Origin of the sequence: Hymenobacter sediminis, from assembly GCF_003231285.1 — a bacterium.
GTDB lineage: Bacteria > Bacteroidota > Bacteroidia > Cytophagales > Hymenobacteraceae > Hymenobacter > Hymenobacter sediminis.
Window position 1 is genome coordinate 328,878 of sequence record NZ_QKNS01000004.1, and the last position, 15,534, is coordinate 344,411.

General features: G+C 57.4%; 15 protein-coding genes. 5 read left to right on the plus strand and 10 right to left on the minus strand.

Annotation, left to right across the window (positions count from 1 at the left end; translation table 11 throughout):
* The first annotated feature begins 84 nt into the window (after positions 1 to 84).
* Positions 85 to 966 carry a succinate--CoA ligase subunit alpha gene (gene sucD / locus DNI29_RS12995; RefSeq protein WP_110978540.1) on the plus strand — a complete coding sequence of 294 codons (882 nt, stop codon included), beginning with the start codon at positions 85 to 87 and terminating at the stop codon, positions 964 to 966.
* 269 nt (positions 967 to 1,235) lie between these two features.
* Here the strand turns inward: sucD and DNI29_RS13000 are convergent, their stop codons facing one another.
* Complete coding sequence (locus DNI29_RS13000) at positions 1,236 to 1,475, minus strand: hypothetical protein (protein ID WP_110978541.1); 240 nt, start codon at positions 1,473 to 1,475, stop codon at positions 1,236 to 1,238.
* A gap of 191 nt (positions 1,476 to 1,666) precedes the next feature.
* Positions 1,667 to 2,401: a putative outer membrane beta-barrel protein gene (locus DNI29_RS13005; protein WP_110978542.1), complete on the minus strand. Its 735-nt coding sequence runs from the start codon at positions 2,399 to 2,401 to the stop codon at positions 1,667 to 1,669.
* Positions 2,402 to 2,560: 159 nt separating this feature from the next.
* Here DNI29_RS13005 and DNI29_RS13010 point away from each other — a divergent pair, with 159 nt between their 5' ends.
* Positions 2,561 to 3,958, plus strand: a complete 1,398-nt coding sequence (locus DNI29_RS13010) for a mercuric reductase (protein ID WP_110978543.1) — start codon at positions 2,561 to 2,563, stop codon at positions 3,956 to 3,958.
* 10 nt (positions 3,959 to 3,968) lie between these two features.
* Here the strand turns inward: DNI29_RS13010 and DNI29_RS13015 are convergent, their stop codons facing one another.
* From DNI29_RS13015 to radC, 8 genes are all read right to left on the minus strand, one after another.
* Positions 3,969 to 4,712, minus strand: a complete 744-nt coding sequence (locus tag DNI29_RS13015) for a hypothetical protein (protein WP_110978544.1) — start codon at positions 4,710 to 4,712, stop codon at positions 3,969 to 3,971.
* Positions 4,713 to 4,903: 191 nt separating this feature from the next.
* Positions 4,904 to 5,659, minus strand: a complete 756-nt coding sequence (locus DNI29_RS13020; protein ID WP_123823237.1) for a hypothetical protein — start codon at positions 5,657 to 5,659, stop codon at positions 4,904 to 4,906.
* A 163-nt stretch (positions 5,660 to 5,822) separates the two neighbouring features.
* A complete protein-coding gene (gene rny / locus DNI29_RS13025) occupies positions 5,823 to 7,520 on the minus strand; it encodes a ribonuclease Y (protein ID WP_110978546.1) in 1,698 nt (565 codons plus the stop codon).
* A 137-nt stretch (positions 7,521 to 7,657) separates the two neighbouring features.
* Positions 7,658 to 7,948: a cell division protein ZapA gene (locus DNI29_RS13030; RefSeq protein WP_110978547.1), complete on the minus strand. Its 291-nt coding sequence runs from the start codon at positions 7,946 to 7,948 to the stop codon at positions 7,658 to 7,660.
* Between the two features lie 29 nt (positions 7,949 to 7,977).
* Positions 7,978 to 8,274, minus strand: a complete 297-nt coding sequence (locus DNI29_RS13035; RefSeq protein ID WP_110978548.1) for a hypothetical protein — start codon at positions 8,272 to 8,274, stop codon at positions 7,978 to 7,980.
* A 194-nt stretch (positions 8,275 to 8,468) separates the two neighbouring features.
* Complete coding sequence (gene pheT, locus DNI29_RS13040; RefSeq protein ID WP_110978549.1) at positions 8,469 to 10,904, minus strand: phenylalanine--tRNA ligase subunit beta; 2,436 nt, start codon at positions 10,902 to 10,904, stop codon at positions 8,469 to 8,471.
* Between the two features lie 148 nt (positions 10,905 to 11,052).
* Entirely contained in the window at positions 11,053 to 11,694 is a 642-nt protein-coding gene (locus DNI29_RS13045; protein WP_110978550.1) for a DUF1684 domain-containing protein, read from the minus strand.
* A gap of 51 nt (positions 11,695 to 11,745) precedes the next feature.
* Positions 11,746 to 12,510, minus strand: coding sequence for a RadC family protein (gene radC / locus DNI29_RS13050; RefSeq protein WP_110978551.1), 765 nt, complete (start codon positions 12,508 to 12,510; stop codon positions 11,746 to 11,748).
* A gap of 114 nt (positions 12,511 to 12,624) precedes the next feature.
* On the opposite strand from radC, the gene DNI29_RS13055 reads away from it, so the two are divergent.
* The 3 genes from DNI29_RS13055 (at position 12,625) to DNI29_RS13065 (ending at position 15,511) form a co-directional block, all read left to right on the plus strand.
* Positions 12,625 to 13,872: a metallophosphoesterase gene (locus DNI29_RS13055; RefSeq protein WP_110978552.1), complete on the plus strand. Its 1,248-nt coding sequence runs from the start codon at positions 12,625 to 12,627 to the stop codon at positions 13,870 to 13,872.
* A gap of 154 nt (positions 13,873 to 14,026) precedes the next feature.
* Positions 14,027 to 14,686: a hypothetical protein gene (locus DNI29_RS13060; protein WP_110978553.1), complete on the plus strand. Its 660-nt coding sequence runs from the start codon at positions 14,027 to 14,029 to the stop codon at positions 14,684 to 14,686.
* Positions 14,687 to 14,839: 153 nt separating this feature from the next.
* Positions 14,840 to 15,511, plus strand: a complete 672-nt coding sequence (locus DNI29_RS13065; RefSeq protein WP_110978554.1) for a carboxypeptidase-like regulatory domain-containing protein — start codon at positions 14,840 to 14,842, stop codon at positions 15,509 to 15,511.
* Positions 15,512 to 15,534: the final 23 nt, after the last annotated feature.

Sequence of the window (15,534 nt, forward strand, 5' to 3'; positions counted from 1 at the left end):
AAAAGCCTACTTTTGCGCACCGTCGGCTTTAGCCGGTGGTGAGTACCCCACCCTAAATCCGCATCTTCCTCTAACCCCACTTCTATGAGTGTTCTGGTAAACAAGGATTCCAAAGTGATTGTGCAAGGCTTTACGGGCTCCGAAGGCTCGTTTCATGCCCAGCAGATGATTGAGTACGGCACCAACGTGGTGGGTGGCGTAACGCCCGGCAAAGGCGGCTCGCAGCACCTCGAGCGTCCGGTGTTCAACACTGTAGCCGAAGCCGTAGCCCAAGCGGGCGCTGACACCAGCATCATCTTTGTGCCGCCGGCTTTCGCCGCCGACGCCATCATGGAAGCCGCCGACGCTGGCATCAAGGTCATCGTGACCATCACCGAAGGCATCCCGACCAAGGACATGATTGCGGTGAAAGAGTACCTGAAAGGCCGCGAAGGCCTGCGAATGATCGGCCCGAACTGCCCCGGCGTGATGACGGCCGGCGAGTGCAAAGTGGGCATCATGCCCGGCTTTATCTTCCAGAAAGGTCGCGTAGGCATCGTGTCGAAATCAGGCACGCTGACCTATGAAGCTGTAGACCAGCTGACCAAAGCCGGCTTGGGCCAAACCACGGCCATCGGCATCGGTGGTGACCCCATCATTGGCACCACCACCAAGGAAGCTGTGGAGCTACTCATGAACGACCCCGAAACCGAGGGCATCGTGATGATTGGCGAAATTGGCGGCGGCATGGAAGCCGAAGCGGCTCGCTGGATCAAGGAAACCGGCAACAAGAAGCCCGTAGTAGGCTTCATTGCTGGCCAAACCGCACCTCCCGGCCGCCGCATGGGCCACGCTGGTGCTATTGTAGGCGGCGCCGACGATACGGCTGCCGCTAAAATGGCCATCATGCGCGAGTGCGGCATCCACGTAGTAGACTCCCCCGCCGAAATTGGCGAGACGATGCTGCGCGTGCTGGGCGGGAAGTAATTCTTGCTCTCTGTTGAGTACCTAAAAAGCCCTAGCACGAGCTAGGGCTTTTTTCATTTGTTCCTATTTGTGCCAGACTGTGAAATAGTCTATGAAATAACTATTCCTATCATCATTGCATATATCAGCAAAGCTTTCCTTGTGTGGCCCCATATCATCATTTAGCGCCTGCTCCATCTGTGAGAAACTGCCGTCCAACCAAGTATATTTCTCTAAGGGATGTGTGTTATTAGCTGCATATAGTAGCCGATCACCTCCAAGAGCATACACTACCTGCTGATAATACTCGCGCCATTTATTACGATAAGGTGTAGCATCAGCCCCGTCTTGCATCTGTAAGCAAAACCACTGTCGATAGCGGAATGGGGGTTCCAGAACTCCAGGTACTGTTCGCTCACTGTGATGTGCAGGGCATATGGCCCTGCAAATTCCAATAAATGGTCACGGGCGTAGTCGAAACTGCTTTCTTCCAGCCATTCCCATTGCAGCCTATCAAGAGCATCTGCCATATCTGATCGGTCGGCATACCATTCACTGGCACAAGGAATATAGGAAGCTTGGATCAGGTAATATAATCTGGTTTAGTTTCCGCTCAATTTGTTGTGCTACTTCTCTTACCCACTGGGTACCGAATTCGATGTGGTGGTTAGCAATTGGCCGCAGGTCCGTTCCCATGTATCCCGGCAATGTGTGGTTAGGATTACTTCCCCCCGCTCTGTCCGCCTACGTTCACTACCAGTCCGAACTGAAATACCGAGTTGGCCGCTTTCAAATACTTGCGGTGGCGCAGGCCGAAGTTGCTGCCGCTGATAAGCTGAAAATCGAGGGGGCCGACCAGCGTAATGCGCGTGTAGGTAATGGGCTCCAGAAACACATTGTCTTCGGAGGCGTGCGCCTGGTTATCGAGGCGGAAGTTGGTGAGGTCCACGTAGCTTAGGCGCAGGGCCGTGCCGTAAGTAACAGGCCAGTCGCGGCCCAGTACGTGGTAGGTCTTCTTCTCTTTAGAGGTATAGTTTACTTGCGCAAAGTACTTGGTCAGGTTGCCCTCCAGGGTGCGCGTGATGCCCTCCGCGGGGGTCCGCTCAATTCGCCGGGTATGACCCAGGCCGTAGCCGCCATAAATTTCCAGCACCCGTTTGTCGCGCAGGCGGGTGTAGTAGCCCAGCCCTACCTCGCCGAAGTCGTGGTCATCGGCCCGCTTCTTCTTATCGGTGTGCAGGAAGGAGGCTGAGCCCATCACGCCCAGGTGGTTGGTGAAGGCGTAAGCGCCCTGCACGGAAGTATTCTGGCTAAAATTGGTGTGGATGCCCCCACTCCACTCGCCTTTCTGAGTAAGCAACGGCACTTGGGGCGGAGGCGGGAAATACAACGACGAACAGCTGGCCAGCAATGGCAGCAGCATCAGCGCATAAATACGGCGGAGAGAAAGCGGCATAGGCACGAGAAAAGAGCTGGTTGGGGCAGAACGTTAGAAACTAGCTTTCGTTGTGCCGCGGGGGTAGCAGCCCGCAACAACCAGGCCGGCGGTTTACGCCTGAGCTTCGTATAGAAGCGCGCGGGCTGGTCTTCGGCCCGTTTTCTCCTACCCTGCTCTATGGCTACTACCCGCTTTGATGCTGTTATTATTGGTTCCGGCCAAGCTGGCACACCCCTAGCTAGTGCGCTGGCTGGTGCGGGCCAGAAGGTAGCCATCATTGAGCAGAACCTATTAGGAGGCTCTTGCATCAACTACGGCTGCTCGCCGGTAAAGGCCATGCTGGCCTCGGCCGAGCGGGTGCACCAGGTAGCCACCGCTGCCGATTACGGCATTAAAGCCAGCAAGCCTACCCCCAATCTGTCCGCCATTGTGGGACGGAAGGACGCTATTATTCAGGCCAAGCGCGACGGTATTCAAAAGAACCTCACCCAGGAGCAAGATGGCATTACCCTGCTGCACGGCCGTGCTAGCTTCACCGGTCCTCGTACCTTACGGGTTGCCTTGGCTGATGGCGGAGAGCAGCTTTTAACGGCACCACGCATCTTCATAAACACAGGTACTCGGGCCGCCGTGCCACCTATTGAAGGGCTGGAGGAAAGTGGCTTTCTGACTAACGTCGAAATTCTGGACCTGAAGGACTTGCCTGAGCACCTGCTGATTTTAGGCGGGGGCTACATTGGCCTAGAGTTCGGGCAGATGTTCCGGCGCTTTGGCAGCCGCGTCACGATTATCAGCACGGCTACCCATCTGCTGGAGCACGAAGACGACGAAGTATGCGCCGCCATGCAGGAGCAACTGGCCGCCGATGGTATTGAGTTTGTGTTGCAGGCCAATGTGCACCGCGTGTCGCGCAATGCTGATGGTGACTATACGCTCATGGCCACCACGCCAACCGGCGAGCGGCGCCTGCGTGGCTCGCACCTGCTAGTAGCTGTGGGCCGAGAGCCTAACACGGATAGGTTGGGGCTGGATGCGGCCGGAATTGAAACCAACGATAAGGGCTACGTGCTGGTAAATGAGCGGCTGCAAACCAACGTGCGCGGCGTGTATGCCCTCGGCGACGTGCACCCGGGCCCTCAATTCACCCATATTAGCTACGATGATTACCGCATCGTGCGCGACAACCTGCTGCACGGGAAGCGCCGCACTACCAAGTCCCGGCCAGTACCCTACGTGGTATTCACCCAGCCCCAGTTAGGCCGCATCGGCCTGAATGAAAAGCAGGCCCAGGAACAGAAACTCAACTACCGAGTAGCTACCATGCCGGTCCGGACCATTGGCCGGGCCCAGGAGACCGGGCACACCGCGGGGCTCATGAAAGTGTTGGTTGACGGCCGCAGTTACATTCTGGGTGCTGCAATCTTCAGTGAGCAGGGTGGTGAAATTATGTCGATGTTGCAGCTGGCTATGGCGGGGGGGCTCACCTGCGACGATTTGCAGGACATGATTCTGGCTCACCCTACCTGGGCCGAGGCGCTGAACAACCTGTTCAGTAAGCTGGAAAAGGGCCGGTAGCAGAATTAGGCTACCGGCTGCGGCGGGGAAGCTGCCCCGGCCGGAAGATTAGTCCATACCCAATCAGCGTATTTCTGGCATCCAGGTACTTGTCTGCTGGGTCTCCATTTAGCCGCGCATTAGGCAGAGAGCTACCGATGCTTAACTGGCTTTGCAAAGCGCCTTGGCCAAACCGCATAAACACCGTGGGCTCCAGGTAGAATGTAGTAGCTGGAGTAACTGGCTGGTCATTGCGCCGAAGCTTGTCGTAGTCAACCCAGGTAGCCCGGCAGGATACTCCTCCGTTCAGCCAGCCCGCCTCCTCTCCAAAAAAAGCCACATAGCCTTGTGCATAGTAGCGGGAATATGTAGCCTGATACCGGGCAAAGCCGGGAGAGGAAATGTTGCCGTTGCGTACGTCGGAAGTTGCGTGGCCTACCCCGCCTACAAGGGCTACATGCATGGGAACCGTGCCATTAAAGCGCTGATAAACCCCTGCACCCAAGTTGAGCTGACGGTTCTGACTGGGCGATGAATCATCGGCATTTACCAAACGGACAGCCGCTTCGGTAGTCAGCATTACGTGGTTGACCGGCGACCAAGCCGCCCCTACCTCAGCCGACGACATCAAACCCCGAACACCGGCGTAGGCTTCTACCTCCCCCTTCTGCACCAATGGCGTACTCGGGATAGTGGGCGTGTAAACGGAGCAGCCACCCAGCAGCACTGAGCAGATTAAGGCAACGCGCTGGGGTAGGATATCGGGCAGAGGCATTGATCACACGTACTGGTAGAGATAATGCCCTGAAAGTATAGATACTGCCTACCCTTCGCCAACCCACTTTATCGCCTTACCAGACTTTCCAGCGGTAGCTTTTCCTACCTCATTTATAACACCATACCGTTGTTTACAGGTATTATGTAGCCTCCTACCCAGCACGCATCAGACTTTACCGCCCAAGCAGCTTACCGGTTGCGGCCAGCGTATTCGCGGAACAAGTGCGGATAAATGACTACCCCAACCGTGGTATACAACCGTCCTTCTTTCGTGGCTCTGATATCGGTATTGGGAGAACGGGTCCTGCCATCAGGGGCGATGGATACGCTAGTGGCTATCTGGCCCTGTAGCCAAGGCAGCCGCCCCTGCCCGCCTACCCGCATAAATAGCATGGGCTCCAAGCGCGTCATGCGCCGCAGCGGCACCGGTATTCCACGATTGGAAAGAGAAGAAAAGCGCACCTGCGACACCCGACAGGCAGCGCCGAAGGTGGTCCAGCCCGCGTCGTTGGCTACATAAGCCTCAGCGAACAGCTTATGAAAGCGAGCAGCATATTCATTGGCAAGCACCGAGTCCTGCCAAATGTCCTTGAAATCGTCGCGCCAGCGCCGGGTGCTGCGGCCGTGCCCGTAGCCTACCATGCCACCGATCAACCACTGTTCCCGGAAATAGCGGTAACTCCCTACCCCGGCTTCGAACTGCCGAATGCGGAAATAGGTGGAGTCGGCGCTGCTGGGACGAAAACCACCCGCGGCCCGAACCAGCACATGCTTCAGCGGAGAGTAAGCCACAGAGCCTTCCAGCCTCCCGGATAGGTAGGCGCTGCCTACTACTTCGGCCTCGCCTTTATCGTGTACCAAGGGTGCACTGGTTTGCAAAGGCGCGTACACCGAACAGCCGCCCGCCAATGAACCCGTGACAACAAGCAGCAGATAGCGTTTCAAGTGTAAACATTTGGGCATAAGCACTACTATATAGTGTCGAAAATGATGAGATATCCTGGCTTTATAAACCAGAGACCCGGGGTAGCTAAAACGTTGCATAATACCAAAGCGCCCCTGCAGCTATTGCTACAAGGGCGCTTTCAGGCAATTTGAGCTACAGCCGTTACTTGGCGTAAGCTACGGCGCGCATCTCGCGGATAACCGTGATTTTGATCTGGCCGGGATACTGCATTTCCTTTTCAATCTTCTGGGAAATTTCGTAGCTCAGCTCCGCAGCGCGCTCGTCGGTTACGTTCTCGGCGTCCACCATCACGCGCAGCTCGCGGCCGGCCTGAATGGCAAAGCACTGATTTACGCCTTTGAAGCCGTTGGCCGTTTCTTCCAGCTGTTTCAGGCGCTTGATATAGCTTTCCATCATTTCGCGACGGGCACCAGGGCGCGAGCCGGAAATGGCGTCGCAGGCCTGCACCAAAGGCGAAATCATGGCCGTCATCTCAATTTCGTCGTGGTGAGCACCAATGGCGTTTACTACGTCGGGGTGCTCCTTGTACTTCTTGGCCATTTCCATGCCCAAGATGGCGTGGGGTAACTCGGGCTCCTCGGTGCTGACCTTACCAATGTCGTGCAGCAGGCCGGCGCGCTTGGCATGCTTCACGTTCAGGCCCAGTTCGGCGGCCATAGTGGCACACAGGTTGGCTACCTCCCGTGAGTGCTGCAACAGGTTCTGGCCGTACGATGAGCGGAAACGCATCCGGCCTACCATCTTAATCAGCTCAGGGTGCAGGCCGTGAATGCCCAGGTCGATGATGGTTTTCTCGCCAATCTCAACGATTTCCTCATCGATGTTCTTACGGGTTTTGGCTACGATTTCCTCGATGCGAGCGGGGTGAATCCGGCCATCCTTCACCAGTAAGTGCAGGCTTAGGCGGGCTACCTCGCGGCGAACAGGGTCAAAGCCGGAAATGATGATGGCCTCGGGCGTATCATCTACTATAATCTCAACGCCGGTAGCGGCTTCCAGGGCGCGGATGTTGCGCCCTTCGCGGCCAATAATCTTACCTTTTACGTCGTCTGATTCAATGTTGAACACCGACACGCAGTTCTCAATGGCGTGTTCGGCGGCAGTACGCTGAATAGTTTCCAGCACTACCTTTTTGGCGTCTTTGGTGGCCGTGAGCTTGGCCTGGGCTACTACATCTTTGATGTAGCTGGAAGCCTGAATCTGGGCTTCGTTTTTCAGGGACTCTACGAGCTGCTCGCGGGCTTCGGCGGCCGTCAGGCCGGAAATGGCTTCGAGTTGTGAGGTTACTTGCTGCAGCTTGCTGCTGAGTTCTTGGCGACCTTCTTCTAATTCGGTTTCTACTTCCTGCTCTCGCTGCTCCAGCTTAGCCAGCTGGTTTTCGAGGGTAGTGCGGCGCTTCTCTTCCTGAGCTTCCAGCTTCTCGCGCTGCTGCTGAGCTTGGGTTTCAATCCGCTCACGGGTAACATCCAGCTCTTTCTCTTTGCGCTGAATCTGCTCTAGCTGCTTCTGGGTAGTGAGGGTCAGCTGCTTAATGCTTTGCTCCTGCTCCACTACGGCGGCGCGCCGCTCGGTTAGCTCCTGTTCTAAGGCTTGCTTCTGGCGGCGGCTTTCTTGTTCGAATTCTTGCTTAAGGGTACGGAATTTATCTTTCGATTGCTGAATCCGCTCGTCGCGGGTGCGGGTTGCCTGCACTTCAGCATCGGCCAGAATCTGCTGGGCGCGCGCTTTGGCATCGGCTTCGTGGTCCTGCCGGGCTTTACCAGCCAGCAGGCGCCCTACCACTACGCCAACCACAAGGGCCAGCACGGCAGCAAGGACAATATAAAGAGGTTCGGACATGAGCTATGAAGGGGGTTTTTGGAAGGAAGAAACCCATAGCTCCGAAGAAACACCAATGCCCGCGCAGAAAGCAGGGCCGATTGCCCTACCCTGCTCGGGCTTACGCTTCGCGCGTTGCCGGCTAGCCGCGCAACTGGCTACACCAGCACCACTCCCGACAGCAACTCGTCCAGGCGCGCGAGGCGCTCGGTCAGGGCCGCGTCGGTCCCGTCCTTTTCCTTGCTGACCTTGAGTTGGTCAGCCATTGTTGATAACGCAATCATGGCTAGCAAGTCCTGCTTGTCCTGAATGCCGTACCGTTCCCGAAACTCCTTCAGCCGCTCGTTTAGCAGCCGGCCCGCTAGGCGCAGGCGCTCCTCGTCCTGGGGGCTTACCCGCATGGGGTAGTCCCGGTCAGCAACGCGGATTTTAATGGATAGCTCGGACATCGGTAGCCAGTGGGCGGTGGGTTAGGTGGTTACTCCCTCAAATAGGCAAGGCACTTATCTATTTCTCGGATGTATTCGTTGAGGCGAAGTTTCAGCTCGTTGACATTGGCCGGTTCTCCGGCTATGGTATTGACAAGTTTAGTGATATTCTCCTGATTCTGGAAATCCTTCAACTGCCGCTCCCGGTCGCGTACATCGGCCCGAAGCTGTTGAATGGTAGTATGGGCATCGGCCAGCTCCTCACGCAACTGCTGATAGGCAGCCACTAACGTGGTCACCTGTCGCTCCATGCGGTCAAGTTGAGCAAGCTGCTGGGTAGAAGCCATTTTTTGTTATGTGGTTGGTGGTAATTGGCTGCTGTTAGCAGAACGTCATTCCAAGCTTGCCGGGAAATCCTGCGTGCTAACGTTGCAATAGTAATCCAACGCCCGCACGCAAGATTCCCCGGTAAGCTCGGAATGACGCTCCGGAGTTTCTGATTAGCAGCCTAATAACCAAAAACCGCTAACCAAAAACCAATTTACTTCCGGATCAGGGCCCCGGCTTGCTTCTCGAACTGCTGAATCAGGCGCTGCATAACGCCGTCAATAGCTTGGTCGGTCAGGGTTTGGGTAGGGTCCTGAAGGAGGAAACTCACGGAGTACGACTTTTTGCCGGCCCCAAGGTTTTCGCCTTCGTACACGTCAAACACATTTACCTGCTGCAGGAGTTTCTTCTCGGTGCGGCGGGCAATCTGCTGGAGTTGGTCGAAGGTGATGGTTTTATCAACTACCAAGCTCAGGTCGCGGCGTACCTCCGGGAACTTGGCCAGCTCGCGGGCCACCAAGTTGTTCTTGTACTTGCGCATCAGCCAGTCCCAGTCCAGCTCGGCATACCATACGGGTTGCGACACGTCCAGGCGCTTCAGCACTACCCCCGACACGGCGCCCAACTGCGCTACCGGTTGGTTCTGGGCCAGCAGCGTAAGACCACCGGCCAGGTATGGGTGCTGCACCGGCTGCGAAGTTGGCTGCGCGAAGCCCAGCGAGGCTAGCACTTGCTGCACCGCACCCGCCAACTGGTGGTAGGTAGCCTTTTCTGATTTCTGTTGCCAGGTTTCGGCAGCCGTGTTCCCGGTCAGGTAAATGACGAGCTTGTTCTTCTCCTCGTACTGGCCGTCGGCTTTCTGGTGGTAGGTTTTGCCGAACTCGTATAGCTTCAGGTCGCGCTGGCGGCGGTTCACGTTGTGGCGAATTACCTCCAGGCCGCTGTGCAGCAGCGTGGGGCGCAGCACATTCAACTCCGCGCTGTTGTAGTTGAGCAGGCGCACCAGGGTAGCGTCCGTTTCCCCTTCCTTCTCGAAGTAGAGAGAATTGGTAATGGAGTTGGTAATGATTTCCGAGAAGCCCTGGCCGCTGAGCAAGCGGGCCGTGTTCTGACGAATTACCTCCGGATCGGGGTTCGGGAATTTGGCGAGGTAGGAAGCCGAGTTGTGCGGGCGCAGCGCTACGTGGTTGTAGCCATAGATGCGTAGGATTTCCTCAATCACATCGGCCTCGCGGGTTACATCCACCTTGTGCGGAGGCACCGACAGAATCCATTCGGTGTGGCCGGCTTCGTCGGTCAGTTCCTCAGAAATGAGAATGTCCAGGTCCGTCAGAATCTGGCGGATACGCTCGGGGGCAATGAACTGCCCCACCAGCCTCTCTACCCGCGGCAGGCGCAGGCGCACCAAGGCATGCTCGATATGGGTTGGGTACTGATCTACCACGGGGGCAGCCACGGTGGCGCCCGCTATTTCCTGGAGCAGCAGAGCCGCCCGCTTTAGAGCCACGAGCACCATGTGCGGATCGGTGCCCCGCTCGAAGCGGAAGGAAGCATCGGTTTTGAGCTGGTGGGTCTGGCCGGTTTTGCGCACCACAGCCGGTGCGAAGTAGGCGCTTTCCAGAAACACGCGGGTAGTAGCGTCGGAAACGCCGGAGGTCTTGCCACCGAATACGCCAGCCAGGGCCATAGGCGAGCCGTTGGCATCCGCAATAACCAGATCATCAGCACTCAGCGTACGCTCTACCCCATCCAGGGTCACAAACTTCTCACCGGCTTCGGCGCGCTTCACGCGCACCTGGTTGCCCGTAATCTGGTCGGCGTCGAAGGCGTGCAGGGGCTGGCCCAACTCGTGCAGCACGAAGTTGGTGATGTCGACCACGTTGTTGATGGGTGAGAGGCCGATGCTACGCAGACGGCGCTGCAACCACTCCGGCGAAGGCCCTACCTGCACGTTTTCCAGCAGCAAGCCGGCATAGCGCGGTGCTGCCGCAGCGTCTTCCAGCGTTACCTGAATGTTCTGCGCAGCCTCATGGGGGGCGTGAAAATGGTTGATATCAGGCAGGTGGCAGGGCTGGCGGAGCAGGGCACGCAACTCGCGGGCTACCCCGTAGTGCGAGGCCGCATCGGCGCGGTTCGGGGTCAGGCCAATTTCGAATACCGAATCAGAGCCCAGACCGAAATACTCGGCGGCGGGGGTACCGTTGGGCAGGTCGGTGTCTAGCTCCATGATGCCGGCATGCGAAGTCCCCAGGCCGATTTCGTCTTCGGCGCAGATCATACCCTCGGAAGCCGCGCCACGGATTTTCGACTTTTTAATCTTGAACGGCTCGCCCTGGGTTGGGTACAGGGTAGCGCCATCCAGGGCTACTACCACCTTCAGGCCGGCACGCACATTGGCAGCGCCGCACACAATCTGGCGGGGGGTAGCGTCGCCTACATCTACGGTAGTCAGGCTAAGCTTATCGGCATCGGGGTGCTTTTCGCAGGTGAGCACCGTGCCCAGTACTACCCCGCGCAGACCGCCCGGTACGCTTTCCAGCTCTTCAATTCCTTCCACTTCCAGCCCCGAACCAGTCAGGAGCTGGCCGATTTCTTCGGCGGGTTTGTCAGTAGGAATCAGGGTGCGGAGCCAGTCGAGGGATATTTTCATCAGTTGTCAGTTGTCGGTTGCCGGTTACCAGTTGTGGCGGGTCATATGCACAGGTTGCCTAGCGTAAACGGGCAACCATCAACTGACAACCGACAACTGATTTGCGGCAAAGGTACGGATTCGGGCGGGTGGCTAAAACCGCCGTCTTTTAGTGATTGTGGCCTGTGTGGTCGGTTTCAGGGAAGGCCATTTCGCCGGCTCGGACCTCCACCGCCAGTCGGTTTTCCTGGGGTGGCAGGGGGCAGGCGAAGGCCGCGCCATAAGCGCAGAACGGGTTATAGGCCTCGTTAAAGTCGAGGGTAACTTCATCTGCCCCATCGGCAGGTAGGGCTACGTCGAGGTAGCGGCCGCCGCCGTAGGTAGTGAAGCCGTTGGTTTTGTCGGTGAAGGGAACGAAGAGCTTCCCGTCTTTCTCGTCGGGCTTGAGCAGAAGGATCAGTTGCTGCGGAGCGTCGGCCAGCTTAAACGTAGCGCGGCCCCAGCGCAGGTAGGTATCAGCCTTGCCATCCGTCAGCGGAATCTGCACCGATTCAGGCTTGGCAAACCGCTCTACCTTGGCGCTTACCCGGTATAATTTCTCGGGTGCGAAGTAGCGCAGGCTGTCAAACTCGTTGCGCTGCTCCGAAGACAGCGGAGAGTCTTTGGCCCGACGAAACGAGTCGTTTTTTTCCTTGCGAGCCTTGTAAATTCCGGCGTTGTACTGGCTGCTCCCAAACACAAGATCTTGGAGCGAGTACCCGACCACCAGCAGCAGCCCGAGGGCAATAAATAATTTAGGATTGATGCGCATGCTGCAAAGGTAGGCACCCAACCGCGCAACCCCGACTTAAGGGAGCGGGTGCTACAGCATGCCTTCGTCGGCGAAGCTGAAATAGCCGGCGTCGGTGTAAATCAGATGGTCGAGGATGGGAAGGTCGAGAAATTGGCCGGCTTCCCGGAGTTTGCGCGTGAGGGCCATATCGGCGGCCGAGGGGTTACGGTTGCCGCTGGGGTGGTTGTGAATAAGAATGATGGATGAGGCCAGCTGCTCCAGAGCTTCTTTAAAGATGAGCTTGGGGTCGGCAACCGTGCCGGCCACACCGCCGCGGCTGATGGCCACGGTGCGCATCACCACATTGGCCCGGTTCAGGAGCACCACCCAGAACTCTTCGTGGGGCAAATCCTGGAGGTAAGGGCGCACCACGCGGTAAATGTCGCGGGAGTTGGTAATGGTAGGGCGGGTAGGCGCATCTGCCTCCTTGCGGCGCCTACCCAGCTCCAGGGCCGCCACAATGGTAATGGCCTTGGCCTCCCCGATGCCTTTTTGGCGCATCAGTTCTTTCACCGAGAAGCGGGCCAGTTGGTTCAGGTCGTTATCGGCAGCTTTCAGCACCAGTTTGGCTACATCTACAGCCGAGAGCTTGGCCGTGCCAGAGCCCAACAGGATGGCCATGAGCTCCGCATCGGAAAGGGCGGCCCGGCCTTTCTGAAGCAGCTTTTCGCGGGGGCGGTCTTCCTCGGCCCAGCTCTTGATACCGAAGGAGGAAGGGGTTTCGTAACGGTTGGGGTTAGGCTCGGGGGTAGCAGATTCAGATAGATTTCCCGTCAGATTGTCAAACTCTTGCATAGGGCATTGTTGTTGTAACGCCCGGAATTTAAAGCAAAAACCTGGCTCCCGCGTCTGCGTTCATGGCAACTCAACCCGAACCTAATCTTCTCGCGCGGGTTTGCCATTCTACCTATGTCAAGATCTGTCATTCCCTTCATTTTTTTCGCGCTGGTCATTGCCGGCGAGTGGTACGGTTTTCAGGCCGTACGCACGCTGGTTCAGAACTCCTCCCCCGCTACCCGCCGCCTTACCCTGGCTGTGTATTGGGTCCTGACGGTGGTTATCTGGGGGCTGGGCATTTGGGCCATGAGCAACCGCCGCCAGCACGCATCTTTCAAATCGTACTTCGGAGGGCTACTGCTGGCTATGCTGGCCGCCAAAATTGTCATCGTTATTCCGCTGCTGCTCGAAGACCTGACGCGTGTGGCGCGCTGGGCTGTGCAGGCTTTGTCGGGCCCCAAGGGTAGCAGCGAAGGCCGGGCCATTTCGCGTAGCGAGTTTCTAAGCAAAGCCGCCCTGGTAGTGGGAGCCGTGCCCTTCGTGTCCCTGATTTGGGGCATGGTGAAAGGCGGCACCGATTACACCGTGAAGCGCGTGACCCTGCGCTTCCCCAACCTGCCGGCCTCGTTCGACGGGTTCAAGCTGCTCCAGATTTCAGACCTGCACACGGGTTCCTTTCAATCCAAAGAGCCGCTGCAGCGGGCTGTGACCCTGATTAACCAGCAGCAGGCCGACCTGGTGTTTATGACCGGCGACTTGGTGAATAACTACGCCCATGAGGTGGAAGAGCACATTGATACGCTGGCTGGCATCAAATCTAGCCTACCCATCTACTCCATTCTCGGCAACCACGATTACGCCGACTACGTGAACTGGGCGGAGGAAGGTGGCGCCGAGGCCAAGACCGCCAACCTGGCCCGCATCAAGCAAAACCACGCCAAAATTGGCTGGGAGCTGCTGCTGGATGAAGCCCGTACCGTGGAGCGCAACGGTGAGAAAATTGCCATTCTGGGCGTACAAAACTGGGGAGCCCGCGGCTTTACCCAGTACGGCAAGCTCGATAAGGCCCACGCTGCGGCCGACCCTACGGCGCCGTTCAAGATTCTACTCTCTCATGACCCTTCCCACTGGGACGAGCAGGTGCACGGCTACGAAGACATCGACCTGACGCTCTCGGGCCACACCCACGGCATGCAGTTTGGCGTAAACTTACCCTTCCTGAAGTGGAGCCCCGTGCAGTACGCCTACAAGCAATGGGCGGGCCTATACCAGCGGGGCCGTCAGTACCTGTACGTAAATGCCGGGCTAGGCTTTATCGGCTACCACGGCCGGGTCGGCTTCCTACCCGAAATAACTGTGTTTGAGCTGCGCCGGGCCTAGTACCGCCGTTTTTCCTACCCCCCCTTAGCTATTCAGAAAGCCGCCCCGACCTGCTCGGGGCGGCTTTTGTTTTGGCAGAGTAACCGCCACCGTAGCAGCCCCGTATAGCAGGCATTATTCTCTCTCCCTCTCCTTTCTCTCAACTTCTCTCCTCATGAAAAAGACCCTGCTTCTGCTCTCCGCAGCCGCTGCCTTCACTATGGCTTCGTGCTCGGAAAATAAGACTGGTGAAACTGCCAGCACCGAAACCACCACGACGACTACCACGGCTCCGGTAACCTCTACCGCCTATTCCTCGGAGGCCATTGAGCGCCGCGCCGACCGGATTTCGGCTGATATGGCTTCTAAAATGAAGTTCGACGACGCCACCCGCGCTAAAATCCGGACGGCTTACGTAAACCGCGGCCAGCGCATTGCTGAGCTGCAAACCCGCTACACCACCGACACCACAGGCATGGCCGCCGCCATGCGCGACGTGTACACGAACACCGACACGGAGCTGAAAACCATCCTGACCGACCCCACCCAGTACTCGGCCTACGAGTCAAGCCGCATGGAGTACATGGATGACCGCTACATGGATGACGATGCCAGCATGTCGAGCTCGGAAATGAGCTCTTCTTCGACCATGACGGATGGCTCCGATGCTTCAGGCATGGCATCGGGCTCGGCCGGCGGCGAAGGCAAGCTAAAAGTGAAGCGTGATGGCGACATCAAAATCAAAGACAGCGAAGGCAACAAAGCAAAAATTGATGCCGACGACGCCACAATGAAAGCCAAGCCGGTTGATGGCGAAAAAATAAAAGTTGAGTAGCCAACCCGGCAACAAGTTTGCTCTCTGCCAAGTCCGCACCTGCAACGGTGCGGACTTTTTTTGTCTCTGTTTGGTGTTGTTCCGTCGATAATACCTTGGTGCCGGTAGGTTCTGCTGGCTTTCCACGCGGTTGCTGCGTTAGTTTACCCCATAATGATTGGTCGCTCTGGTTTTTTGCCTGTTTTCTGGATATTCCTCTTGGGTCTGCTGCTAGTAGCTGGCAGTTCGATGGCCCAAATCCGCGTGACGGGTAGCATTTCCGACGCCAGCACCCGCAAGCCGGTACCGGGGGCCTCAGTGGTGGTGCAGCGCACCCGCCAGGGGGTAGTAGCCAACCAGGAGGGCGACTTCAACATTTCGGCCAACAGTACCGACACCCTGATTTTCCGGGCCGTAGGCTTCAAGGCCCAGCGTATGCCGCTGGGTGGCTCCGGTCTTTCCCAACTCATTGTGCACATTAAGCTGCAGCAGGATACCGTGATGCTTGGCGAGGTGCGTGTAACCGAAGGCCGCCCCGACCGTGCCACCATCAACAAGGCCCTGCGCAACATCAAGCGGCCTAGCACTGCCCCCACCAGCTACGTGAAGCGCCCGCCCGCGCCTAAGCCCATGTTCCCCGTCGATTCAGCGGCACCCAAGGCACCTACTCCTACCCTGGCCAGCCCAGTCAGTCTGATTTACGAGCAGTTTTCCAGAGCCGGCAAGGAGCGCCGCAAAATGGAAGAAATTCAGGCTGCTGAAGCTGCCCAGAAAGCAGCCGAACAAGCCCGCAAAGCCCGTACTCAGTACAACAAGAACTTCAAAGACAACCGGGGCTATGAGTAAACGGGATAATGAGATAGGAAAAT

What these genes read in the sequence shown, in the direction of transcription:
- pheT (WP_110978549.1), bottom strand. Translation starts at nt 10,904, where the DNA reads ATGAAAATATCCCTCGACTGGCTCCGCACCCTGATTCCTACTGACAAA.
- DNI29_RS13015 (WP_110978544.1), bottom strand. Translation starts at nt 4,712, where the DNA reads ATGCCTCTGCCCGATATCCTACCCCAGCGCGTTGCCTTAATCTGCTCA.
- DNI29_RS13045 (WP_110978550.1), bottom strand. Translation starts at nt 11,694, where the DNA reads ATGCGCATCAATCCTAAATTATTTATTGCCCTCGGGCTGCTGCTGGTG.
- sucD (WP_110978540.1), top strand. Translation starts at nt 85, where the DNA reads ATGAGTGTTCTGGTAAACAAGGATTCCAAAGTGATTGTGCAAGGCTTT.
- DNI29_RS13005 (WP_110978542.1), bottom strand. Translation starts at nt 2,401, where the DNA reads ATGCCGCTTTCTCTCCGCCGTATTTATGCGCTGATGCTGCTGCCATTG.
- DNI29_RS13010 (WP_110978543.1), top strand. Translation starts at nt 2,561, where the DNA reads ATGGCTACTACCCGCTTTGATGCTGTTATTATTGGTTCCGGCCAAGCT.
- DNI29_RS13065 (WP_110978554.1), top strand. Translation starts at nt 14,840, where the DNA reads ATGATTGGTCGCTCTGGTTTTTTGCCTGTTTTCTGGATATTCCTCTTG.
- rny (WP_110978546.1), bottom strand. Translation starts at nt 7,520, where the DNA reads ATGTCCGAACCTCTTTATATTGTCCTTGCTGCCGTGCTGGCCCTTGTG.
- DNI29_RS13060 (WP_110978553.1), top strand. Translation starts at nt 14,027, where the DNA reads ATGAAAAAGACCCTGCTTCTGCTCTCCGCAGCCGCTGCCTTCACTATG.
- DNI29_RS13055 (WP_110978552.1), top strand. Translation starts at nt 12,625, where the DNA reads ATGTCAAGATCTGTCATTCCCTTCATTTTTTTCGCGCTGGTCATTGCC.
- DNI29_RS13030 (WP_110978547.1), bottom strand. Translation starts at nt 7,948, where the DNA reads ATGTCCGAGCTATCCATTAAAATCCGCGTTGCTGACCGGGACTACCCC.
- DNI29_RS13035 (WP_110978548.1), bottom strand. Translation starts at nt 8,274, where the DNA reads ATGGCTTCTACCCAGCAGCTTGCTCAACTTGACCGCATGGAGCGACAG.
- radC (WP_110978551.1), bottom strand. Translation starts at nt 12,510, where the DNA reads ATGCAAGAGTTTGACAATCTGACGGGAAATCTATCTGAATCTGCTACC.
- DNI29_RS13000 (WP_110978541.1), bottom strand. Translation starts at nt 1,475, where the DNA reads ATGGCAGATGCTCTTGATAGGCTGCAATGGGAATGGCTGGAAGAAAGC.